General features: G+C 63.7%; 21 protein-coding genes. 6 read left to right on the top strand and 15 right to left on the bottom strand.

Translation table 11 applies throughout. From position 1 onward, the window contains the following. Positions 1-34: 34 nt before the first annotated feature. On the top strand, positions 35-1,492 hold the full coding sequence (locus tag FHY55_RS12620) for a glutamine synthetase family protein (RefSeq protein WP_140014533.1): 1,458 nt from the start codon (positions 35-37) through the stop codon (positions 1,490-1,492). Then, positions 1,492-1,848, top strand: a complete 357-nt coding sequence (locus FHY55_RS12615) for a 5-carboxymethyl-2-hydroxymuconate Delta-isomerase (RefSeq protein ID WP_140014532.1) — start codon at positions 1,492-1,494, stop codon at positions 1,846-1,848. Before FHY55_RS12620 ends, FHY55_RS12615 begins: the two co-directional genes overlap by 1 nt. 86 nt (positions 1,849-1,934) lie before the next feature. On the opposite strand, the gene FHY55_RS12610 is transcribed toward FHY55_RS12615, so the two are convergent. The 7 genes from FHY55_RS12610 to FHY55_RS12580 all read right to left on the bottom strand — a co-directional run bounded on the left by FHY55_RS12610 (position 1,935) and on the right by FHY55_RS12580 (position 9,055). Further along, positions 1,935-3,305, bottom strand: a complete 1,371-nt coding sequence (locus FHY55_RS12610) for an FGGY-family carbohydrate kinase (protein ID WP_140014531.1) — start codon at positions 3,303-3,305, stop codon at positions 1,935-1,937. Continuing rightward, complete coding sequence (rhaM, locus tag FHY55_RS12605; protein WP_210410480.1) at positions 3,302-3,616, bottom strand: L-rhamnose mutarotase; 315 nt, start codon at positions 3,614-3,616, stop codon at positions 3,302-3,304. The genes FHY55_RS12610 and rhaM overlap by 4 nt, the downstream gene beginning before the upstream one ends. Further along, the gene (locus tag FHY55_RS12600; RefSeq protein ID WP_140014529.1) at positions 3,616-4,602 is read right to left on the bottom strand and encodes an ABC transporter permease; all 987 of its coding nucleotides are present in this window, start codon (positions 4,600-4,602) and stop codon (positions 3,616-3,618) included. Before FHY55_RS12600 ends, rhaM begins: the two co-directional genes overlap by 1 nt. Next, positions 4,599-5,582 carry an ABC transporter permease gene (locus tag FHY55_RS12595; protein ID WP_210410479.1) on the bottom strand — a complete coding sequence of 328 codons (984 nt, stop codon included), beginning with the start codon at positions 5,580-5,582 and terminating at the stop codon, positions 4,599-4,601. The genes FHY55_RS12600 and FHY55_RS12595 overlap by 4 nt, the downstream gene beginning before the upstream one ends. A 7-nt stretch (positions 5,583-5,589) precedes the next feature. Beyond that, on the bottom strand, positions 5,590-7,116 hold the full coding sequence (locus FHY55_RS12590) for a sugar ABC transporter ATP-binding protein (protein ID WP_140014528.1): 1,527 nt from the start codon (positions 7,114-7,116) through the stop codon (positions 5,590-5,592). A gap of 93 nt (positions 7,117-7,209) precedes the next feature. Continuing rightward, positions 7,210-8,211, bottom strand: coding sequence for a rhamnose ABC transporter substrate-binding protein (rhaS, locus tag FHY55_RS12585; RefSeq protein WP_140014527.1), 1,002 nt, complete (start codon positions 8,209-8,211; stop codon positions 7,210-7,212). A 37-nt stretch (positions 8,212-8,248) separates the two neighbouring features. After that, positions 8,249-9,055 carry a DeoR/GlpR family DNA-binding transcription regulator gene (locus tag FHY55_RS12580; RefSeq protein WP_140014526.1) on the bottom strand — a complete coding sequence of 269 codons (807 nt, stop codon included), beginning with the start codon at positions 9,053-9,055 and terminating at the stop codon, positions 8,249-8,251. Between the two features lie 190 nt (positions 9,056-9,245). Here FHY55_RS12580 and FHY55_RS12575 point away from each other — a divergent pair, with 190 nt between their 5' ends. After that, positions 9,246-11,348, top strand: a complete 2,103-nt coding sequence (locus FHY55_RS12575; protein ID WP_140014525.1) for a bifunctional rhamnulose-1-phosphate aldolase/short-chain dehydrogenase — start codon at positions 9,246-9,248, stop codon at positions 11,346-11,348. A 23-nt stretch (positions 11,349-11,371) separates the two neighbouring features. Continuing rightward, a complete protein-coding gene (locus FHY55_RS12570) occupies positions 11,372-12,610 on the top strand; it encodes an L-rhamnose isomerase (protein WP_140014524.1) in 1,239 nt (412 codons plus the stop codon). 20 nt (positions 12,611-12,630) lie between these two features. Here FHY55_RS12570 and xylB read toward each other — a convergent pair whose 3' ends face one another. From xylB to FHY55_RS12530, 8 genes are all read right to left on the bottom strand, one after another. Further along, positions 12,631-14,082, bottom strand: coding sequence for a xylulokinase (gene xylB / locus FHY55_RS12565; RefSeq protein WP_140014523.1), 1,452 nt, complete (start codon positions 14,080-14,082; stop codon positions 12,631-12,633). A 4-nt stretch (positions 14,083-14,086) separates the two neighbouring features. Continuing rightward, entirely contained in the window at positions 14,087-14,794 is a 708-nt protein-coding gene (locus tag FHY55_RS12560) for an HAD family phosphatase (protein WP_254695297.1), read from the bottom strand. Continuing rightward, the gene (locus FHY55_RS12555) at positions 14,791-15,852 is read right to left on the bottom strand and encodes an ABC transporter ATP-binding protein (protein ID WP_140014522.1); all 1,062 of its coding nucleotides are present in this window, start codon (positions 15,850-15,852) and stop codon (positions 14,791-14,793) included. Before FHY55_RS12555 ends, FHY55_RS12560 begins: the two co-directional genes overlap by 4 nt. A gap of 18 nt (positions 15,853-15,870) precedes the next feature. Continuing rightward, positions 15,871-16,923 carry an NAD(P)-dependent alcohol dehydrogenase gene (locus tag FHY55_RS12550; RefSeq protein WP_140014521.1) on the bottom strand — a complete coding sequence of 351 codons (1,053 nt, stop codon included), beginning with the start codon at positions 16,921-16,923 and terminating at the stop codon, positions 15,871-15,873. 4 nt (positions 16,924-16,927) lie between these two features. Then, positions 16,928-17,170, bottom strand: coding sequence for a DUF2160 family membrane protein (locus tag FHY55_RS12545; protein ID WP_140014520.1), 243 nt, complete (start codon positions 17,168-17,170; stop codon positions 16,928-16,930). Between the two features lie 4 nt (positions 17,171-17,174). After that, the gene (locus FHY55_RS12540; RefSeq protein ID WP_140014519.1) at positions 17,175-18,011 is read right to left on the bottom strand and encodes a carbohydrate ABC transporter permease; all 837 of its coding nucleotides are present in this window, start codon (positions 18,009-18,011) and stop codon (positions 17,175-17,177) included. Positions 18,012-18,021: 10 nt separating this feature from the next. Then, positions 18,022-18,894, bottom strand: coding sequence for a carbohydrate ABC transporter permease (locus FHY55_RS12535; protein ID WP_140014518.1), 873 nt, complete (start codon positions 18,892-18,894; stop codon positions 18,022-18,024). A gap of 117 nt (positions 18,895-19,011) precedes the next feature. Beyond that, positions 19,012-20,463, bottom strand: a complete 1,452-nt coding sequence (locus FHY55_RS12530) for an extracellular solute-binding protein (protein WP_140014517.1) — start codon at positions 20,461-20,463, stop codon at positions 19,012-19,014. A 218-nt stretch (positions 20,464-20,681) separates the two neighbouring features. Between FHY55_RS12530 and FHY55_RS12525 the strand changes: the two genes are divergently transcribed. Both FHY55_RS12525 and FHY55_RS12520 read left to right on the top strand, forming a co-directional pair. Further along, the gene (locus tag FHY55_RS12525; protein ID WP_140014516.1) at positions 20,682-21,650 is read left to right on the top strand and encodes a sugar-binding transcriptional regulator; all 969 of its coding nucleotides are present in this window, start codon (positions 20,682-20,684) and stop codon (positions 21,648-21,650) included. Further along, complete coding sequence (locus FHY55_RS12520) at positions 21,647-22,378, top strand: SDR family oxidoreductase (protein ID WP_140014515.1); 732 nt, start codon at positions 21,647-21,649, stop codon at positions 22,376-22,378. Before FHY55_RS12525 ends, FHY55_RS12520 begins: the two co-directional genes overlap by 4 nt. Positions 22,379-22,393 lie beyond the last annotated feature (15 nt).

The following is a 22,393-nucleotide window of genomic DNA, read 5'->3' as shown; positions in this document are numbered from 1 at the left end:
CGGCACCGGCAGCTTTGGCAGGGATGGATCGGATATGAAGGACAGGTTGGACAAGATCGCCAATGGCCGCCTCGCGCAGGAAGGGCTTTTGAGCCCGGAGGCGGTTCAAGCGGCATCCGAGCTGGTCGAGCGCCTCTCCGGCGGCGAGACCGAAACCGTTCGCGTGCTCTTTGCCGATCAAAACGGCATCCTGCGCGGCAAAACCGTGGTGGCCTCGGCGCTTGAGAGCGTCTTCTGCTCCGGCCTCGCCGCGCCAAGCACCCTGATCCTGAAAGACACCTCCAACCGCACTGCCTTTCCGATCTGGGCCGAGAACAACGGGATCGAAGGGGAGCTGGCAGGGGGGCGTGACCTGCTGATGGTGCCAGACCCGGCAACCTTTCGTGTTCTGCCGTGGTCGCCGCATTCGGCATGGATCTTCTGCGACCCCTACTTCAAATCGGGCGCGCCAATCGCCTTCTCGCCGCGCGGTATCCTGAAGGTGGCTATGGATCGCCTCGCCAAGCACGGCCTTGCCATGCAGGCCGGGCTGGAGGTGGAATTTCACGTCTTCGAGCTGCTCGACGACAAGATGGCGCACAGCGATGCCACCATGCCCGCCACGGCTGTCACCACCCGCAACCTCTCCCGCGGCTATCAGTTTCTGAGCGGCGCGGATTATGACCGGCTGGAGCCGGTGATGGATGACCTGCGCCGCAACTGTCAGGCCTTGGGCCTGCCGGTGCGCTCGACCGAGGTAGAGATGGGGCCAAGCCAGTTCGAGTTCACCTTCGATCCGGCAGACCCGCTCACCCATGCCGACAACATGATGATGTTTCGTGCGATGGTGAAGGAAAGCTGCGCGCGCAAAGGCCTGCATGCGACCTTCATGTGTAAACCCGCCGTGGCCAATTCCGCCGCGAGTGGCTGGCACCTGCACCAGTCACTTGTCGACACCGCAACCGGCGAAAACCTGATGATCCCGCCCGCCGAGGCGGAGCTGAGCGACACCGCCAGCGCCTGGATCGCTGGCCTGCTGGAGCATGCCGCCCAAACCTGCCTGCTGACCACGCCCACGGTGAACGGCTACAAGCGCTACCGCCCGCACCAGCTTGCCCCCGACCGCATCCAGTGGGGGCGCGACAACAGGGGGGCGATGATCCGCGCCATGATGGCCCCGGGCGATCCGGCCTCGCGGGTCGAGAACCGCGTCGCCGAGACAACGGCCAACCCCTATTACTACTTTGCCAGCCAGATCCTCTGCGGGCTGGATGGGATAGAGCGCGGGTTGCGCGCGCCCGAACCGGTGGAAACCCCCTACGACAGCGACGCCCCCGCTTTGCCGAACAGCCTGCTGAGCGCGATCCAGCACTTCGAGGCCTCGGATTTCTATCGCGCCGCGCTCGGCGATACCTTCGTGGATTACATCGCAACGCTGCGCCGCTCGGAGTGGGAACGCTATCACCTGACCGTTTCCGAGTGGGAGCAGGCCGAGTATTTCGGGCTGTTCTGATGCCGCATTTCGTCATCGAGCACGGCAACGCGCTGAACAGCCCCGCGACCCGTCAGGCTGCGTTGCAGCTTGTGGGTGAGGTCGGGGCTGGCTGTGGCTTTATCGCGCGCGAGGATATCAAGCTGCGCATCTACGAAGCCGTGGAGTTTTTGCATCTCGACGGCACGGGCAGCTTTTTGCACCTCACGGTGAGCATGCTTGCGGGGCGGGAACCTGAGCAGAAAATCGCACTGGCCATAGCGCTGAGAGACGCCTTGGCCGAGCGATTCCCAGAGGTGGAGAGCATCAGCATAGACCTGCGAGATATGGACCCGACCCCCTACAAAAAACGCCTTCTTCCTGCGCGTTCGGGCTGAGAGCCGGAGGGAAAGGCTGGGTTAAGGCCTGAGTGGTGTTCGGGGCAATGCCGCGCACAGGTTGGCCCGAAACACCGCAGCAAACTTCAGCCGCAGGCGTCAGCCCAAAGCGCGGCATATGCCCCAAATCGTCTGTCACTCGGGATCACAACGGAAGGCTGCGGCGCGGCTGCAAGGGGCCTGTCGCCTGCGTCGTTGACCAAGAGCGCCGCGCCTTGGCCTGTGCCGGTGGCGCTGCCCATGGGCAAAACCTCGCAGCCCGTAGCGGCACTGAGCATCTGTAGGTAGGGGCGGTTTCTGGCAAAGGGGCCTTCCACGATGATATTGCCACGGTGGCCGATCAGGTCGAGACAGCGGCGGGTAACCAGAGCGAGATAGAAGGCCACGGCCACCCCGCGCTCGGCACTGCCGGGCTGGGGCTCGGGGCCCGTCCAGCGGTGGGCGCGGCCACGGAAGGGGCCGGTCTCTGGCACCATTGCGGGCAGCAGCATGATGTGCCGGTCGAGCACCTCAGACAGCGCCGCATCGCTCGCCTCGGGGTAGGGGCCGCCGGTGGCCAGATCATGCTCGCGCCCGCCCATGAACCGCGCCGACGGCACCGCCGCACCGAAGGCGTTGACGTTGATCAGCACATCCCTTTCCGGATCAGGTGCCACAGGCCGCCCGCCGATGGACATTGCGATTGTCCACGTGCCGCTGGACACCACCGAAAACGGCGGCTCCTGCGCCAGAAGATGCGGAAAGAGCGAGGCGTTGCTGTCGTGGATGCCGCAAGTCACCAGTGTGTTTGCGGGAAGCCCGGTTTGCTCGGCGATCTCCGGCAGGATCGGCCCGAGGACATCAGCCGAGCGCCGCGCCGGGGCGATCTTGCCCGCGATCTCCAGACGCTCCACCAAGGTAGAAAAGCGCCCCTCCTGCGGGTTCCACAGGTCGGTGTGGCAGCCAAGCGAGGTCACGTCTGTTGCGGCGACGCCGGTGAGCCGGTGGCCCCAGTATTGCGGGTAGGTGACGATGGTGTGCGTGCGTGCCTTCAGCCCCGGGTCAGTTGTAAACTGCCAATGGAGCTGCGCCCCGATGTTCAGCCCGCCGGACAGCCGTGGTGAGCCGGTTTCATCGAAGGGCGGGCGAATGGCGTCATACTCCGTTGCGCGCTCGTCCGGACCGTTGAACTCGTAGTCGAGGATCGGGGCGGCAAGGCCCCCCTCGGCATCAAGAAGCGCGGCGCAGGCCCCGTGGGTAGTCACAGAGATCGCGTCGATCCCGTGCGCGGCATGAAACCGGGCCAGCCCCTCCAGCAGAAAGTGCCAATGCCCCTCCACATCGAAATGCGGATAGGGCGGGCCGGGGCGCACCGTGTTGGGCCGGGTGATCACGGCGATTTCCGACAGTTCGGCAAGGTCGACCAGCGCCAGCTTGGCATTGGTCTTGCCGATGTCGATCACGGCGACATGGCTCATGGCATGTAAAAGACGGTTTCGAGCGGCACCGCCACGGGCTCGTTATCGGGGTGGGTTTCCATGATGTCGGCCATATGGGCCCACCACTTTTGCATGACCGCAGTTGCAGGCAGGGCGTCCATCCCGTGATTGTCGCGCCGCCATAGCACGCCGAAAAGCACGCCGGTTTCCCGGTCGAGGTGGATCGAGTAATCAGACACCCCGGCCTCTTTCAACAGCGTCACAAGCTCCGGCCAGATCTCATCATGACGCTTGCGATACTCTGCTTCGCAGCCCGGGTTGAGCTGCATCTTGAAAGCATATTTCTCCATCACTTCGCCTGCCACATCTTCCAGAGCCGGGGCAGGGCGATGACCCCGATCAGCAGGCCGCCGATCACGATGGACATCACGATCCCCGGCACGTTGAGAAGCCCCAGCCCGAATGTCACCAACCCCATGACAAAGGCGGCGATGACCACGCCGGGAATGGTGCCCGAGCCACCAAGGATGTTCACGCCGCCCAGCACCACCATCGTCACTACTTCCAGCTCCCAGCCGGTGGCGATGGAGGGGCGGGTGGAGCCAAGCCGCGAGGTCAGGCAGATCGCCGCAACGCCCGACATCAGCCCGGTCAGCAGAAAGAGAATGAACTTCACCCGCGCCACCCGGATGCCGGAAAACAGCGCCCCGGTGGGGTTGTTGCCAATGGCATAAACCGCGCGGCCGAAGTTGGTCATGTGCAGCACAACGCCGTAGATCACCGCCAGCACCGCAAAGAGCACCAGCTCGAAGGTGATGACCCAAAACACGTAGCCCTGCCCGAAAAAGGCAAAATCCGCCGGGTAGCCGCGAAACGCCTGATCGCCCAGCACGATGTAGCTGATCCCGCGAAACAGGCTCATGGTGCCGATGGTGACCACGATGGAGGGCAATCCCAGCCGCGTCACCAGCACGCCATTGAAGGCCCCGCAGAGCAGCCCGGTGCCAAGCCCCACGAGGATCAGCACCGGCGTCCCGGCCCCCATTTGCACCGCTGCGCCCATCGCCGTGGAGGCCAGCGCAATGATGGCGGCCACGCTCAGGTCGATCTCGCCGGAGATGATCAGCAGCGCCATGGCGAAGGCGATCATCGCCTTTTCGGTGAAGTTGAAGGTGGCGTCCGAAAGGTTCCATGCGTTCAGAAAGTAGGGCGAGGCAAAGCTGTTGGCGATGAAAATGGCGATGGCCACGAGCAGCAGCAGCGACTCCCAGCTTTTCAGGCGTTTCTGCAGCGGCGATTGCAGGCGGTCGGGGATGAAACGGGTTGTATCGGTCACGCCGCGTGCTCCGCTGATTTGAGGATGATCCGGCCCTTGGTGCGCGAGGCCCGGGCATTGACGGCAACGGCGATGATGATGGCGCCGCCCGAAATGGCCAGCTGCCAGAAGGGCGAAACGTTGATCACCGGCAGGGCGTTCTTGATCACGCCAAGGAACAGCGCCCCCAGCAGCGCCCCGCCGACCGAGCCGATGCCGCCGGCAATCGAGATGCCGCCGATGACGCAGGCCGCCACGACATCCAGCTCAAACCCTCCGGCAATGTCGACATAGGCCACCGCGTAGCGCGACACCCAAAGATAGCCGGTCAGGCCCGCCAACGCGCCGGAGATGGTGAAGGCCCAGAACTGCGTGCGCCCCACGTCGATGCCGGTATAGGTCGCCGCGTGCGGGTTGCCGCCCACAGCATAGGCCGCCCGGCCCAGCGTGGTGCGCGACATGACGATGGTAAAGACCAGCACCGCGAGGATCGCCGTCCAGCTCAGCATCGGCAGGCCGAGCAGTTCGAAGCGCGGGAAGGCCTTGAAGGCGGCGCTCATCTCGTGGCTGTTCACCCATTTTCCGTCGGAAATCAGAAAGATGATGCCCCGGTATATGGTCATCGTGCCCAGCGTCACCACGATCGGCGGAATGTCGAGTTTCCAGACCAATATACCGTTGAACATGCCCATCACCGCGCCAAGCGCCACCGCCACCACGAGGATCACCGCCACCGGCAGGCCGGGGAAGGCGAGGTTGAGCATGGAGACGACCATGCCGGTCAGCGCCAGATTGGCGGCGACCGAGAGGTCGATGCATTTGGTCAGGATCACGATCATCTGGCCGATGGCCAGCAGGATCAGCGGCGAGGTGTCGTTGAACACATCGGCAAGGTTTGAGGGCGCAACAAAGCCCGGAAAGCGAGTGGCGATCAGCGCCAGAAGCACGGCGATGGCTCCGAGCAAGAGCGCCTCGCGCGAGGTGATCAATCGTTGCAGCATGGTGCCCTCATATCCCCGCCGCGTGGCGGACAAGCGTTTCGGGGGTCAGCTCATCACCGGCCAGTTCGGCCACCATGCGCCCCTCGCGCATCACGATGACCCTGTCAGACATGCCGAGGATTTCCGGGATCTCGGAGCTGACCATGATCACCGCCAGCCCCTCTGCGGCCAGCTCGGCCATGAACTCGTGCACCGCGGCCTTGGAGCCGATGTCGATGCCCTTGGTCGGCTCGTCGAGGATGATGACCTTGGGCTGCGTTGCCAGCCATTTGGCGATCACCACCTTCTGCTGGTTGCCGCCCGAGAGGTTGCCAACATCGGTATCAAGCGAGGCGGCACGCAGATCGAGCCGGTCGGTGTATTCGCGGGCCAGCCTGAACTCTTCGGCAAGTTTCAGGAAGCCCCGGCGCGAGGTGCGCCCGAGGGAGGGCAGGGTGACGTTCTGAAAGATCGGCATGGCCGTAATCGCGCCCTGCTTGCCGCGATCTTCAGGCACGTAAACAATGCCCTGCGCAATGGCCTCGGCAGGGGAGCGGATGACGGCAAGCTTGCCATCAACCTTCGTCACCCCCTTGGAGGGGCGGGTGATGCCAAAGAGGGCCTGCATGAACTCGGAGCGTCCCGCACCCACCAGCCCGTAGAAGCCAAGGATCTCGCCGCGCTTCAGGGAAAAGCGGATTTCGTCGAACTCGGTGGGGTGGCTGTAGCCTACCACCTGAAGCACCTCTTCGCCCGGCGCACTCTGCCGGTCGGGGAAAACCTGGCTCACGTCACGGCCCACCATCATCTTCACCAGCGCCGCCTCGTCGATATCGGAGATCAGCCCATCACCAATGAACTGCCCGTCGCGGAACACGGTGAAGCGGTCGGCGATGCGGAAGATCTCATCGAACTTGTGGCTGATGAACAGGATCGCCTTGCCCTGCGCCTTCAGCTTTTCGACCAGATCGTAAAGCTCCTGAATTTCCTTGTGCGAGAGCGCAGCGGTCGGCTCGTCCATGATGACGACGCGGGCGTCGATAGAGAGCGCGCGGGCAATGGCCACAAGGTGCTTGTTGGCAATCCCAAGGTCGCGCAGCTTGTGGGCGGGGTCGATCTCGGCGCCGATCCCGCGCAGAATTTCGCTGGAGCGGGCCTCCATCGTGGCCCAGTCGATCAGGCCGAACCGCCCGCGCGGGGCGTGGCCGATAAAGATGTTTTCGGCAACGGAAAGCTCGTCAAACAGCACCGTTTCCTGGTGGATCGCGGTGATCCCGGCCTTTGCGGCGTCCTGTGCCGTGGGGAAGCGGGTGGGCACGCCATCCACAAGGATCTGGCCGCCGTCGGGTTGGTAGATTCCCGTGAGCGTTTTGACGACGGTGGACTTGCCTGCGCCGTTCTCGCCCACGAGTGCTGTGACCTGCCCGGGGTAAAGCCGGAGTGACACGCCATCGAGCGCCTTGACGCCCGGAAAGGTCTTGGTGATCCCGTCGAGGGCCAAAGCCGGGCTCGCCGCCGTTGGGGCGGGAGAAACGGGTTCAGTCTGCACCAGCATGTGAACAGCCCCTTTGCGGTTTCAGGAAAGTGTGGTGAAGGGCCGGGAGGGCAGTGCCCCCCCGGCGCATCGTCGCGCCAAGGCGCAGCGAGATCAGAAGATCGACTTGAACTCGTCGATGTTCGAGCTGTCGTAAACGAACGGATCAGCCATTGCGGCAGAGTTGGTGTCGTCCAGCGTGATGGTGCCCATGCGGCCGATGGAGATTTCCGCGCCGGGCTCTGCCGTGGCTTCGCCGGAGGCCAGCGCATGCGCGATCATTGCCGCCGAATATCCAAGGTCGATCGGGTTCCAGATGGCAAAGCTCTTGGAGGCACCGCTCTCGATGGCACCGGCCATTTCGGAGGGCAGGCCAAGGCCGGTCACATTGACCTCGCCAATCTTGCCAGCATCTTCCACTGCCTGAGCGGCAGCCACGATGCCAACCGAGGTCGGCGCGATGATCGCATCCAGATCAGGGTAAGACTGCATGAGGCCCTGCGCTTCGCGGTAGGATTTATCGGCCAGATCGTCGCCATAGACGGTCGAGACCACCTCGATGCCGGGGTAGTTGCCCATCACCTTGGTCATCTCCTCGATCCAGATGTTCTGGTTGGTCGAGGTGGTGGTGGCAGACAGCAGGGCAACCTGCCCACCATCAGGCAGCTCATCGGCGGCGAGCTTGATGATCATGTTGCCGATCAGCGCGTTTGACGAGGGGTTGAGGTGCATCTGGCGGCCCTCTTCGGCCACGCCCGAGTCCCACGAGATAACGGTGATGCCGCGCTGCTGCGCCTTCTTCAGCGTGGGCACAAGCGCATCGGTGTCATTGGCCGAAACGGCAATCGCGTCAACGCCTTGCGCGATCAGCGAGTTGATCACCTCGATCTGGCCCTCGGCGGTGGTGTCGGTCGGGCCGGTGTAGATGATTTCCACGTTTCCGAGTTCGCCAGCGGCCTCTTCGGCCCCCTTGTGCGCCGCCTCGAAAAAGCCGATGCCGAGCGCCTTGACCACCAGCGCGATGCGCATGTTGTCCTGGGCCATGGCCGAGGTGCCCATGAGCGATGCGCCAAGGCTGAGGCCGAGGGCGAGTTTGGTAAAGCTGCGTCTTTTCATAATGATATCCTCCCTGGAATCACGTGTTGAGGCGGGTCTAAGAGGCCGCTTCGTCCTCCTCCTGCGCCGCGCCCGATTGCGCGACGATCAGTTTCACATCGGCGGCCTCCAACATGGCGGCGGCCTTGTCGGTGATGCCCTCGTCGGTGATCACCGTGTCGATCCGGGCCAGCGGGCAAAGCACGAGGCTGGATCGGTTCTCGAATTTCGTGCTGTCGACCAGAACCACCAGCTCATCGGCCTGGCCAATCAGCTTTTGCTCGGCCTGAACCAGCAGCGGGTCGGCCTCCATCAGTCCAATGGGGCCAAGGCCCTGCGCCCCCATGAACATCCGCCGCGCATAGAAATTGCGGGTCACGTCATTGTCGAAGGGGCTGAGGATGATGTTCTGCTCGCGGTAGATCGCCCCGCCCGAAAGCATGATGGTGTTCTTGGAGTGCTTCAGCAGGTGCTCAGCAATGGGAAAGCTGTTGGTGAACACCTGGCAGCGGCGCGAGGCGAGCGGGTGCACCATCTGAAAGGTGGTCGTGCCGCCGTTGATGATGATCGAGTCGCCATCCTCGCACAGATCAACCGCCGCCCGCGCGATCGCCTGCTTCTGGCGGCCCTGCATCGTCTGGTTGACGGAAAACGGACGTCCGGCAAGCCCCACGAACTGCGGCGGCGTGATCGCCTCGGCCCCGCCACGCACCCGCCGCAGCTTCTTCTGCATATGCAGCGCAGCGATATCGCGGCGGATCGTGGCCTCGGAAGCCTCGGTCAGATTGCACAGGTCCACCACGGTCACCATGGGCCGGTCCTGAACCGCTGACAAAATGATCCTGTGGCGCTCGGTTTCGTGCATCCGGTCCTCCCTTGGCGAGTGAACATTGTCCAGAATCACAATCGCTGTCAATCATGAATGATCATAAGTAATCATGCTGCAGTGCAATATGATTGGAAATGATCGTTTATGATTGACAACTTGGCGCACCAAGATCAGTCTCCGGCGCAAGTGATCAGGCAGGGCGCGGCGCGCCGCATGGGAGGATGTCATGCTGAAAACCGTTGAGAATCAGCTACTTGAAAACCGCTGGGATGAGAGCGAGGCAGCGGGGATGAGCGAGTCGGAACTGCTGCTCTATCGCTCCAATACGCTCGGCGCCGACAAGCGCGTGACCAACTATGGCGGCGGCAATACCTCAGCCAAGGTGATGGAGACCGATCCGCTCACCGGCGAGCAGGTGGAGGTGCTCTGGGTCAAGGGCTCCGGCGGTGATATCGGCTCGATCAAGATGGACGGCTTTGCCACGCTCTACATGGAAAAGCTGGAGGCGCTGAAGGGGCTTTATCGCGGCGTCGAGCATGAAGACGAGATGGTTGGCTACCTGCCGCATTGCACCTTCCGGCTAAACCCGCGGGCCGCCTCGATCGACACGCCGCTGCACGCCTATGTGCCGCGCAAACATGTTGATCACGTGCACGCCGATGCGATCATTGCCATCGCGGCCTCGAAAAACTCCAAGGAACTGACGCAAGAGATCTTTGGCGACAAGATCGGCTGGCTGCCGTGGAAGAAGCCGGGCTACGAGCTGGGGCTCTGGCTGGGCAAGTTCTGCGAGGAGAACCCCGAGGCCGATGGCGTTGTGCTCGAAAGCCACGGGCTGTTCACCTGGGGCGATACCGCGAAGTCCTGCTACGACAAGACGATTGAAATCATCAATGTCGCTACCGAGTGGCTGGCGAAAAAGACCGAGGGCGTGGCGCCCTTTGGCGGGGCAAAGCACCAGAGCCTGCCCGAAGCCGAGCGCCGCGCCACGGCCGCGCGGCTGATGCCCGCGATCCGTGGCTTCGTGTCTGGCAACCAGCATATGGTGGGCCACTTCAACGACAGCGCCGCGGTGCTGGAATTCGTCAACGCGCAAAACATGGAGCCGCTGGCCGCGCTCGGCACATCCTGCCCAGATCACTTCCTGCGCACCAAGATCCGCCCGCTGGTGGTCAACTTCGACCCGGCCAAGGGCAATCTCGACGAGGTGCTCGAGGGGCTGCCCGAGCAGATCGCGGCCTACCGCGAAGACTACAAAGCCTACTACGAGCGCTGCAAACGTGATGACAGCCCCGCGCTGCGCGACCCAAATGCGGTGGTCTACCTCGTGCCCGGCGTCGGCATGATCACCTTCGCCAAGGACAAGGCGACAGCGCGCATTTCCGGTGAGTTCTACGTCAACGCAATCAACGTGATGCGCGGCGCGTCCTCGGTCTCCGAATACGTTGGCCTGCCCGAACAGGAGGCTTTCGACATCGAATACTGGTTGCTGGAAGAGGCCAAGCTGCAACGCATGCCCAAGCCAAAATCGCTGGCCGGGCGCGTGGCGCTGGTGACCGGCGGGGCAGGGGGCATTGGCGCGGCAACCGCCGAGCGTTATCTGCGCGAGGGGGCCTGCGTCATGCTGGCGGACATCAACGACGAGGCGCTTGCGGCGACGCAGGAAGGCCTGGCCTCGCGCTTTGGCAAAGACGTGGTGCGCACCGTCAACATGAACGTCACCGACGAGAGCGCTGTGGCCGCCGCCTATGCCGAATGCGCGGTGGAGTTCGGCGGCATTGATATTCTGGTCTCCAACGCCGGCATCGCCTCGTCTGCTCCGGTGGAAGGAACCACGCTGGCGCTGTGGAACAAGAACATGGATATCCTCAGCACCGGGTATTTCCTCGTTAGCCGCGAGGCCTTCAAGGTGATGCGGGTGCAAGACATGGGCGGCGCGATTGTCTTTGTCGCTTCCAAAAACGGCCTCGCCGCATCGCCCAATGCCTCGGCCTATTGCACCGCCAAGGCGAGCGAAATTCACCTTGCCCGTTGCTTGGCGCTGGAAGGGGCAGAAGCTGGCATTCGGGTCAATGTCGTCAACCCGGATGCCGTGCTGCGCGGCTCGAAAATCTGGGAAGGCGAGTGGCTGGAACAGCGCGCCGGAACCTATGGCACCGACAAGGAAGGGCTGGAGGAGATGTATCGCCAGCGCTCGATGCTAAAGCGTTCGGTTCTGCCCGAGGACATTGCAGAGGCGGCCTATTTTCTGGCGTCTGACCTCTCGGCAAAATCCACCGGCAACATCCTCAACGTGGATGCGGGCAATGTTCAGGCGTTCACGCGCTGAGCGCGGGACAGGGAGGAAAGACAATGAGCATCTATGAAAGCGCCAAGGCGCAGTTTTCCGATTGGGGCATCGACACCGAGGCCGCGCTTGAACGGCTCAAGACCATCCCGATCTCGATGCATTGCTGGCAGGGCGATGACGTGGTGGGGTTTGAGAACCGCTCCGCAACCTCCGGCGGCGGCATTCAGGCCACCGGCAACTACCCCGGCCGCGCCCGCACGCCTGATGAGCTGCGCGCCGATCTGGAGTTTGCCTATTCGATGATCCCCGGATCGCATCGGCTGAACCTGCATGCGATGTATCTCGACAGCGATGAAACGCCCGACCGCGACGAGATCGAATACAAGCACTTCGCGCCTTGGGTTGATTGGGCGAAGGCGCAGGGCATCGGGCTGGACTTCAACCCAACCTTCTTTGCCCACGAAAAGGCCGACGACAACCTGACCCTCGCGCACCCGGACAAGGGCATTCGCGATTTCTGGATCGAGCATGGCAAGCGCACGCGCGAGATCGCCGCGCAGATGGGCGAAGAGCTGGGCTCGGCCTGCATCAACAACATCTGGGTGCCGGATGGCTACAAGGATGTGCCGGTAGACAGGATGGCGGCGCGCAAGAGGCTCGAAGCCTCGCTGGATGAAATGCTGGCCCCCACGCAGGACCGGGCCAAGATGCTGGATGCGGTGGAGAGCAAGCTCTTCGGCATCGGGGTGGAAGCCTGCACCGTGGGCAGCCACGAGTTTTACTTGGGCTATGCGATCCGCAAGGGCACGCTGCTTTGCCTCGACATGGGCCATTTCCACCCGACCGAGAACATCGCCGACAAGCTCTCGGCCTGCGCTCTGTCGCTCGACGAGATCCTGCTGCACGTCAGCCGCCCGATGCGCTGGGACAGCGACCATGTGATCCTGCTGAACGACGATATTCAGGCGATGGCCAACGAGCTGGTCAGCGGCGAGATGCTGGGGCGCACCCATATCGGGCTGGATTTTTTTGATGCCACCATCAGCCGCACCGCAGCTTGGGTGATCGGCACTCGCAACATGCAAAAGGCGCTCCTGCGCGCCCTGCTGTTGCCGCTTGGCCAGCTTCGCGCGGCGGAAGATGCGCTGGATTTCTCGGCCCGCTTCATGCTGACGGAGGAGTTCAAAGATTTGCCCTTCGGCGCGGTCTGGGCAGAGTTCTGCGCCCGCAACGAGGCCCCAACCGGCACGGCGCTGATCTCTGGCCTCAACGCATACCAATCCTCTGTCGCAGGCCGCTAAGCGTCGCCCGCCTCGCGTGTCTACTGAATGTCTCGCGTGGCCCTATAGGCGGTTCTGAACCGCCCGAAGGCGTCATCGAAGCTGTCACGCAGGCCGGTCACCGGATCAATCCGCTGCCCCCGGTCTGGCGGCTGCATGACCGTTTCCATCGCCTCTCCTGTGGGGGCCAGCGTGGCAAGACGCGCTGCGCCGAGTGCGGCGCCAAATTCGCCATCCGCAGGCAAGACAAGAGGAATGCCGAGCGTCGTCGCAATGAGTTTGAGCCAATAGTGCGAACGGGTGCCGCCCCCGATTGCGATCAGTTCGGAGGGGTTGGCACCTGTGGCGCGCAGGGCTTCGAGGTTTTCGCGCAGGGCAAAGGCCACGCCCTCCATCACGGCGCGGGTCAGGCCCTCGCGCGTGCAGTCCGCCCCGATCCCGGTAAAACTGGCTCGGATCGCCGCGTCGTTATGGGGCGTTCGCTCGCCCGACAGGTAGGGCAAAAAGCGCACCGGCCCCGGCGGCTGCAACGCGTCGCCAAGGGCTGCAGAAAGCTCGGAGGGGCGGGTCTGGGTGATGCTGGAGAGCCAGTTGAGGCTATCGGTGGCCGAAAGCATTACTCCCATCTGATACCAGCGCCCCGGCACCGCGTGGCAAAAGGTGTGCACGGCGGTTTCCGGCGCGGGCGCGTAGCCGTTGCGCGCGGTCAGCAACACCCCCGAGGTGCCAAGAGAGACAAAACCCTGCCCCTCCTGCATCGCGCCAATCCCGCAGGCGGCGGCAGCATTGTCGCCCGCGCCGCCGGTCACGATAACCGGGTGCGTCAGCCCCCATGCGCGGGCCAGATCGGGGCGCAACATGCCCGCAGCCTCGCAGCCCTCCACCAGCCGTGGCATCTGATCCCGCCGCATGTGCCCGGCCTCCAGCAGCGCGTCAGACCAGCCGCGCGCCCCGGTGTCGAGCCATGAGGTGCCCGCACTGTCGGACATGTCGGCCACATGTTCGCCGGTGAGATAAAGGTTCAGAAACCCCGCAGGCAGCAAGACCTTCGCCGTGCGGCCGAAAATCTCCGGCTCGTGCTTGCGGACCCACTCCAGCTTGGGCGCGGTGAACCCGGCAAACACGACATTGCCCGAATGAGCCCGCACGCCCGGCACCGCGTCAAGCCGGGCGGCTTCCTCGTGCGAGCGGCTGTCGTTCCACAAAATGCAGCGCCGCAACACCTTGTCATCCGCGTCGAGCAGCGTGGCCCCGTGCATCTGCCCGGCAACGCCAATGCCGCGCAGGGCGGCAAAGGCCGGGTATTGCGCGCGCAGGGTGCCAATGGCTTTTTCCAACGCCTCGACCCAATCGGCAGGGTCTTGTTCCGACCAGCCGGAGTGCGGGTGGTGCACCGGATAGCTGGCCTCCGTGGCACCGATCGGAGCGCCTGTGTCATCGACAAGCAGGGCGCGCAGTCCGGAGGTTCCAAGGTCGATGCCAAGATAGCTCATCGGCTCAGGCGCTTGTTCTGCGCGTCAGCGCGGGAAAGGCAGCCTCAAGCGTATCAACCACCTGCGCCGCGCCTGCCTCCAGCAGCCGTGCGCGGTGGCTCTCGCGGATCGGGTCAAGATGCCCGCCGCCGACAAAGCCGACCGGGTGCATCCCGGCGGCGCGTGCCCCTTCGATGCCATGGGGCGAGTCCTCCAGCACGGCGCATTGCTCTGGGGCAACGCCAAGCTCACGCGCTGCCAGCAAAAAGAGATCGGGCGCAGGCTTGCCGCGCTCCACCGTCTCGGCGCTGAACGCACGGCCCTCAAAATACGCGGCCAACCCGCCAAGACGCAGGGTTTCGCGCATCCGCCGCACCGAGCCACCAGTGGCAATGGCGGTGGGCAGCCCTGCCTCGCTCAAGCGGTCGAGCAGGCGGGTGGCGCCGTCAATCTGCGTGAGCTTCTCGGCATAAACCGCAAACAGACCGGTCTCCACGCGGTCAACGAAATCAGCGGGCACATCGCGGCCAATGCGCCGGGTGATGTCGCGGCAGATATCGGTCATCGACACGCCGAGATAGTCGCGCCGAATGTCCTCGGCCCGCGCATCCTCCACGCCCACGGCGCGCATTTCTGTCGCAATCGCCTCCAGCGAATGCGGCTCGCTGTCCACGAGGCATCCGTCGAGGTCAAAAATTATTGCCCTGATGTTATGCACGTCGCTGTCGCTCACAGGTGCTTCTCGGTGTTTCTGTCAAAGAGGTGCACCTTCGCCGGGTCGATGATAAAGCCGATCTCTTCGCCGGGTCGCGCCTGAAGGCGTTCCTTCACCACGGCGTCGATCAAATCCTTGCCCGCGCGGGCAAACACCTGTGTCTCCGAGCCGGTCGGCTCCACCACCACCACCTTCACCGGGGTGCCTCCCGGCCCGATCTCGATATCCTCGGGGCGGATGCCATAGGTCACGGGCTGGCCCTCTTCGAGCGGCATATCGGGCACCGGCAGCGCCATCCCGTCATCGGAAACAAAGTGGCGGGCGTCGCCAGTGCCGGCAATCTTGCCGTGAACGAAGTTCATCGAAGGCGAGCCGATGAACCCGGCAACGAAAACGCTTTCCGGCCGGTCATAAAGCTCAAGTGGCGCGCCAATCTGCTCCACCCGCCCGTCCCGCATGACGACGATCTTGTCTGCCATGGTCATTGCCTCGATCTGATCGTGGGTCACGTAGACGATGGTGGTTCCCAGCCGCTGGTGCAACTCCTTGATTTCAACCCGCATCGTCACCCGCAGCTTGGCATCGAGGTTCGAGAGCGGCTCATCGAACAGAAACACCTGCGGATCGCGCACGATGGCGCGGCCCATCGCAACCCGCTGGCGCTGCCCGCCTGAAAGCTCCTTGGGGAAGCGTTTGAGATACTTTGTCAGGTCGAGAATGGCCGCCGCATGCTCAACCTTCTCGCGCACCTCCTCCTTCGGTCGCTTCGCCATCTTGAGCGGAAAGCCGATATTGTCGGCCACGGTTTTGTGCGGGTAGAGCGCGTAGCTCTGGAACACCATTGCAATGTCGCGCTCCTTGGGCGCGATGTCGTTAACAACCCGGCCCCCGATGGAAATCTCGCCGCCCGAGATCTCCTCCAGCCCCGCGAGCATGCGCAGCAGGGTGGATTTGCCGCAACCCGAGGGGCCCACGAGCACCACAAACTCGCCGTCTTCGATCTGCGCCGAGACCCCGTGCATCACCTGCACGCTGCCGTATCGCTTGATCACATTGTCGATTTTCACGTCAGCCACGGCTGTTCTCCTCGGGTGTCATTGCGGCAGTTCGATCTGCATCTTCACCTCTTCCGGCGGTGCCTCGGCGGCCCGCTGGAAGGCGGCGACGCTGTCGTCGAAGCCATATGTGCTGGTAATCAGGGGTTTCACGTCGATCGCACCCGAGGAAAGCATGGCGAGGCAGCGCGGGAAGACATGGGCATAGCGAAAGATGTTCTCCACACGGGCCTCGCGCACCATGGCCGCGCCGGCGTCATAGCTGATCGGGTCGGGCTGGCCGCCAATGAGCGTCACGCAGCCGCCCGGGGCCAGTGGCTCGAAGACGCGCGCCGCCGCCTTGGGCGAGCCGGTCGCCTCCCAAACCACATCCGCGCCCCAGCCCTCGGTGTCTGCCAGCACGCGTGCCGCAAGGTCTTCGCCCGGGGCCAGCACCGGCACGATGGCCGGGCTGAGAGCGGCGGCGATGGCCAGCTTTGTCTCCGAAAGGTCGGTGACGTAAACCCGGGCGCAGCCCGCCGCCAGCGCCGAAAGCGCGGTGACAAGCCCAATCGGCCCAGCCCCCATCACAACGCCCACATCCCCCGGTTTGACCCGGGCCTTGGTGGCCGCATGCACCCCAACCGCCAGCGGCTCCACCATGGCCGCCTCGGCAAAGCTAACGTTGTCGGGCAGTTTGAAGGTGAAGGCCTCAGGGTGCACGCAGGTTGGCCGCAGGATGCCGTGCACCGGCGGCGTGGCCCAAAAGCGCACCGCCGGGTCGACGTTGTAGATGCCCAGACGCGTGGCGCGGGAGTTCGGATCGGGGATGCCCGGCTCGGCGCAAACCCTGTCTCCCACCGCCAGCGTGCGCACCTCATCGCCCACCTCGATCACCGTGCCCGAGGCCTCATGCCCGAGGATCATCGGCGCCTTCACCACGAAGGGCCCAATCCGCCCGTGGGTGTAGTAATGCACGTCAGAACCGCAGATGCCGACGGTGTGCAGCTTGATGCGCACATCGCGCGGGCCCAGCACCTCCTCCTCCCGGTCGATCTGCGGGAAGTCGCGCAGCGAAAGCTCGTGCTTCTGTTCCAAGACCAGCGATTTCATCCGCCTATCCTTTCCAGATGATGTAGAGGCCCGCCGCCACCGAGATGGCATGGGCGATGTAAAGGTCTGCCCCCAGCGGCTCGATGAAGCGCAGCCAGACAAGGCAGATGGCCACCCAGATCACCAGCGAGATGAACAGCCGGTCAAACCAGTTGGTCTCGATCGGCAGAAAGCCGACGGGTGGCGGGGCAGGGGGCTGCGCCTCTTCTTCGAGGATGTCGATGGGTTCGTTGTCGATCTCGGTCATCTCATCACCCTTTCACGGCGCCAAAGGTGAGCCCGGCCACGATATGGCGCTGCACCATGGTGAAGACGATCAGCGCCGGGATCAGGGTGAACACCGAGATCGCCGCCATGATCCCCCATTCTGTGCCGGTGGTGGTGACGTATTCACTGAGCCCCGTCGTGAGCGTGCGGGCGTTAAAGTTGGTGAGCGTGGCGGCCAGAAGATACTCGTTCCACGCAAAGACCCAGGTCAGGATCAGCGTAACGGCAAGGCCGGGGCGACAGAGCGGAAAGACCACTTCCGAAATCACCTTCCAGCTCGACGCGCCATCAACATAGGCCGCTTCGTCCAGCTCGCGGGGGATGCCGTCCAGCGTGGGCCGCAGCGTCCATATGGCGAATGGCAGATTGAAGGTGCAATAGACCATGATCATGCCAAACCGGGTGTCCAGCAGGGTGAAATCCCCGATCCGGTAAACCTGCGTCATCAGCAAAAAGAGCGGCAGCAGGAACACTGCGGGCGGGGCCATGCGGTTGGTGATGGTCCAGAAAAAGATGCTCTCCTTGCCACCAAGGTTGAAGCGCGTCAGCGCGTAGCAGGCAAAGAACCCGAGCGTGGTGCAGAGCAGCGCGTTGCCCGAGGAGATGATAAGTGAGTTCAGCATGTAGCCGCGCAGCGTCCGGTCGGTCCAGACGTCGACGTAGTTCTGCCAATAGGCCCCGCGCAGGATGATATCGGGGGTCGAAAACAGGTCCACCGCCGGTTTCACCGAGATCACGAAGAGCCAGTAGATCGGGAACAGCGTGAGGAAGCTGATAATCACCCAAAACAGGGTTTGCAGCCATGGATTGCGCTTTTTCATCTCTGCGGCCTCACTTCTTGTTCCGGGGGGCGAGCATGCCGACGTAGAGCAGCCAGCAGACGACGATGGTGAGGTAGAGCACGATCACCGAAATGGCCGAGCCGTAGCCGTAGTTGGTCTTCGGAAAGACCTCCTTGAAGATGTGCACGCCAAGGTAGCGCGTGGCCGAGCCGGGCCCGCCGCCGGTGAGCATCAACACCTCGTCCACCGTGCGCAGCGCGTCCATCAGCCGGATGAAGACAGTGGCCACCACGGCGGGGGCGATCATCGGCAGGGTGATGTGCCAGAAGATCTGGCGCTTGTTCGCCCCGTCGATCTGCGCCTGCTCGAACGGGTCGGCAGGCAGCGAGACCAGCGCGGCGATGAGCGTAAGCGTCACCAGCGGCGTCCAGTGCCAGACATCCATGATGACCGTGATGGTAAAGGCCGCAAGCGCCGACTGGCCGATGTTGAGGTCATAGCCAAACCACTCGTCCAGCAGGTGCGGGATGATCCCGATCGAGGGGGTGGTCATCAGCTTCCAGATCGAGCCAACGATGATCGGCGCCATGATCAGCGGCAGCGTGTGAATGGTGCGAAAGATTGCCTTGCCGGGAAAGTCGCGCATGAAGGCACGGGCCAGCATGTAGCCGATCACCAGTTCGGTGAGCACCGCGAAGACCACGAAGGCAACGGTGACGCCGAGCGAATTCAGGAAGGCTGTGTCAAACACCAGGCGGCGGAAGTTTTCGGCGCCGTTGTAGATGATGTCGGGGTTGGTGGCGAAGGGGTTCCACTGATGGAACGCCAGCCACAGCACGTAGAAAAAGGGCACCGCGCCGAAGAGGAAGAGCACGAGCAGGGTGGGCGAAAGAAGCCACCAGCCCAATCTGTTGGAACGCATCTGGCCAACCTTTCCTGTCAGGGAGCGCGGTGAAAACCGCCCCGGGTGGAGCGTGTGTGAAGGCGAGGGCGGGCCGCCCGGGAGCAGGCGGCCCGCCGCGAGTGCTTGGCTGTGGGCCTACTCGCGGTAGCCCAGCGTCTTCAGCTCTGCCTCGGCCTCGGCGGCCATCTTGTCGAGCCCTTCGCTGACAGGTGTGTCACCGGTGAGGATCGAGTAGAAGGTGGGCGCAGTCGCCTCCAGCACCTGCCGGTGGAACGGGTATTCCGGCGCGCCTTTGAACAGGTAGCCCTGATCCTTCATCATGGTGAAGTAGCCACCCAGCTCTTCGTCGAGCTCCTTGACCATCGGCGTGTCATAGGTGCTGTCGAGGGTGATGCGCGAGGCCATCGCCCATTGCTCCTGCACCTCGGGCAGCGCCATGAACTGCAGGAACAGCAGCGCCGCATCCTGGTTCTTGGAGGTCGCGGGCAGGCCAAAGGCACCGCCGTCGTAGTAGCCGATGTAGCCTCCGCCAGCTTCGGCGGCGGCCATCACACCCTCTTGCAGCGGCGGCAGGGCCACGCCCACATTGCCGACAACACGGCTCTTGGTTTCGTCAGCGGCGATCCAGGCTGCGTTTTCCCCATAGACCAGCCCCTGAGCAACCCGCCCGGCGGCGAAGGTGGTGGCCACTTCCGTCCATGTGGACTGCACCGATTCCGGCGGCGCGATGTCACGCATCGAAAGCCACCATGTCAGTGCTTCCTTGGCCGCGTCCGAGTTCATCTCGCCGCCATTTTCAACGCTGGCACCGTAGTTCTCGCCCGGGTTGATGCCCCAGTCGAAGACGCCATAGGTCGGCGCGACGCTCTCGAAGAACTCATACCACGAGGCCGGGTGGCCGGTGTGGGCCTGAGCCGTGGTGCCCCAGAGATCCATATCGTTCTCTTCGCCATAGGCGGTAAAGAACTGCGCGATCTCGGCGTATTCCTTGTGGGTCGTGGCCGGGGCGAGGTCGCGGCCCGTCTGCTCCTTGAAGGCGGCCTGAATATCGGCATCCCCAAACAGATCGGTCCGGTAAAGGTAGATCTTGATGAAGGCTTCCATCGGAATGCCGTACAGATCGCCGTCCTCGGCGCCGCGGAAGTTGTCGGCAAAGGTGGTGAAGTTGGCTTCATCGTAGCCCGGCGCTTTCAGCTCGGACTTCTCGGCTAGCGCCTTGGTGGTGTTCACCAGAAAGTCGCGGGCGAGGTAGGCATAAACGATGTCCTGCTCGATATAGACCATGTCATAGATGCCGGTGCCGGCCTCCATGTCTTTGATCGCCTTGTCATACATCTGATCCCAAGAGGTGGTTTCCACCTCCACGCGAATGCCGGTGAGTTCCTCGAATTTGGGCGCGAGCACATCGCCCACAAAGTTTGACGGCGGGGTGCTTTCCGTCACGCCGCGCAGGGTGACGCCTTCAAACTTTGCGCCGGCCTCCTGCCACCAGTCTTGGTTTTCAATGGTCATGTCCTGTGCGCCCGCAAAGCCGGCAGCAAGGCAAAGTGCCAGCGCTGAGGCGCCGGTTCTAAATGCGATCTTCATGGTGTCCTCCCAAAAGGTCTTATGTGTCGCGGCAATGCGCCGGCAAGGCTCTATCCCCCTCACGCCAACGCCTCCTCGTGGGCTTCGATTTACATATGTAACGAGAGTCGCGCAAGTGAAAAATCTCATTTGTATTGCTTGCCTGACATATGCATTTCATGCCATGTGAACCCACCGGCGCATGATCTGCCTGCGCCAAGGGAGGAACGGGAGAAGCAATGCCGCGCGATCCGCAGGACGACAGCGATGCCTTCATTTGCGAGGTATGCTGGCACTATTTCATCAACGAAATGACCCAGGCCGAAGTGGCCCGCATGATGGGAGTCACGCGGCTACGGGTGAATCAGGCGATTCAGAAGGCGCGGGCACAAGGGACGGTGCGCATCGAGATCGACTCGCCCTTCTTGCCCTGTATCGAGTTGCAGGAGCGGCTGCGCAGCGCGCTCGGGTTGACAAAGGCGCTTGTCGCCCCGGCCAACCGCGAGGCCTATGATTATCACACCCCCGTTGGCGCGGCGCTGTCGAGCTACCTGACGGAAGAGCTGCGCGATGGCGGCTGGAAGCGCCTTGGCGTGTCTTGGGGCCTTACGTTGGAAAGCGCGGTGCGGCGTCTGCCCCGGCTCTCCAACCCGGCGCTGGAGGTTGTCTCCATGCTCGGTGGCACCTCGCGCGGGGCTTCCTTCAATGCCTTTTCCATCGCCTCCGGCCTCGCCGAAAAGCTGGGCGCGCAATACTCCCTGCTCACCGCGCCCGTCTACCTCTCCGAAGGGGTCGATAGGGCCGCTTTTCTGGCGCAGGAGCTCTTCGCCGCCCATTTTGCCAAGTTCGAGAATCTCGACGCCGCCGTGCTGACGGCAAGCGATGTGTCTGACAAGTCGTTCCTTGTGGCCAATGGCCTGCCCAGCGAGGTCACGGCGGCAGACCTGCGCGCGGCGGGGTCCATCGGCGATGTGCTGGGCCGCTTTCTGGGCACGGACGGCAAACCGATCGACCATCCGATTGACCGGCGCGCCATCGGCGTTTCGATGGAAACCGTCGCCCAGGTGCCGCTGAAGATCATGGCCGCCGCCGGGCCGCACAAGGCCCCGATCATCCGTGCCGCCACGCGGGCCGGGCTGGTCGATACCCTGGTAACAGATGACGTAACCGCCGAGCTGCTTTTGGCGGCGGAGGAGGAGGGCGCATGAGCGACGATTTCAAAGGCCGGACGGCCATCATCACCGGCGCGGGCAAGGGCATCGGTCGCGCCACGGCGCAGCTTCTGGCCGCGCGCGGGGCGCAGGTGGTGGCCATCGCCCGCACCGCCGCCGATCTCGAGAGCCTTGCCGCCGAAACCGGCGCGCGGGCCATCGCCGCCGACCTCGCCGATACCGCTGCGGCGCGGGCGGCGATGGACGAGGCCGGGCCAGCCGATTTTCTGGTCAACTGCGCGGGCACCAATGTGCTGGAAAGCGTGCTGGAGATGACCGAAGCAGGCTATGAGACGGTGCTCGGCATCAACCTGCGCGCCGCCCTCGTCTGCGCTCAGGCCTTCGCCCATGCCCGTGTCGCGGCGGGCGGCGGCGGGGCCATCGTCAACGTCACCTCCATTGCCGGGCACCGGGGCTTTGCCGAGCACATGTGCTACGCCGCCTCCAAGGCCGGGCTGGAGGGCGCGAGCCGGGTCATGGCCAAAGAACTCGGCCCCTACGGCATCCGCGTCAACTGCGTCGCCCCGACCATCACCATGACAGAACTGGCCGCCGAGGCCTGGAGCGATCCGGCAAAATCCGAGCCGATGATGGTGCGCCATCCTGTCGGGCGGTTTGCCGAGGTCGAGCATGTGGCCCGGGCCATCGCCACGCTGCTGGGGCCCGATAGCGAAATGGTAACGGGCACGGTGTTGCCCGTTGACGGCGGCTTTCTGGCCGTCTGATCCGCATTCAAGGGA

This window comes from Oceanicola sp. D3 (assembly GCF_006351965.1).
Classification (GTDB): Bacteria; Pseudomonadota; Alphaproteobacteria; order Rhodobacterales; family Rhodobacteraceae; genus Vannielia.
Note: the sequence above shows the minus strand (reverse complement) of the source record. Positions and strands in the feature narration are given on the sequence as shown.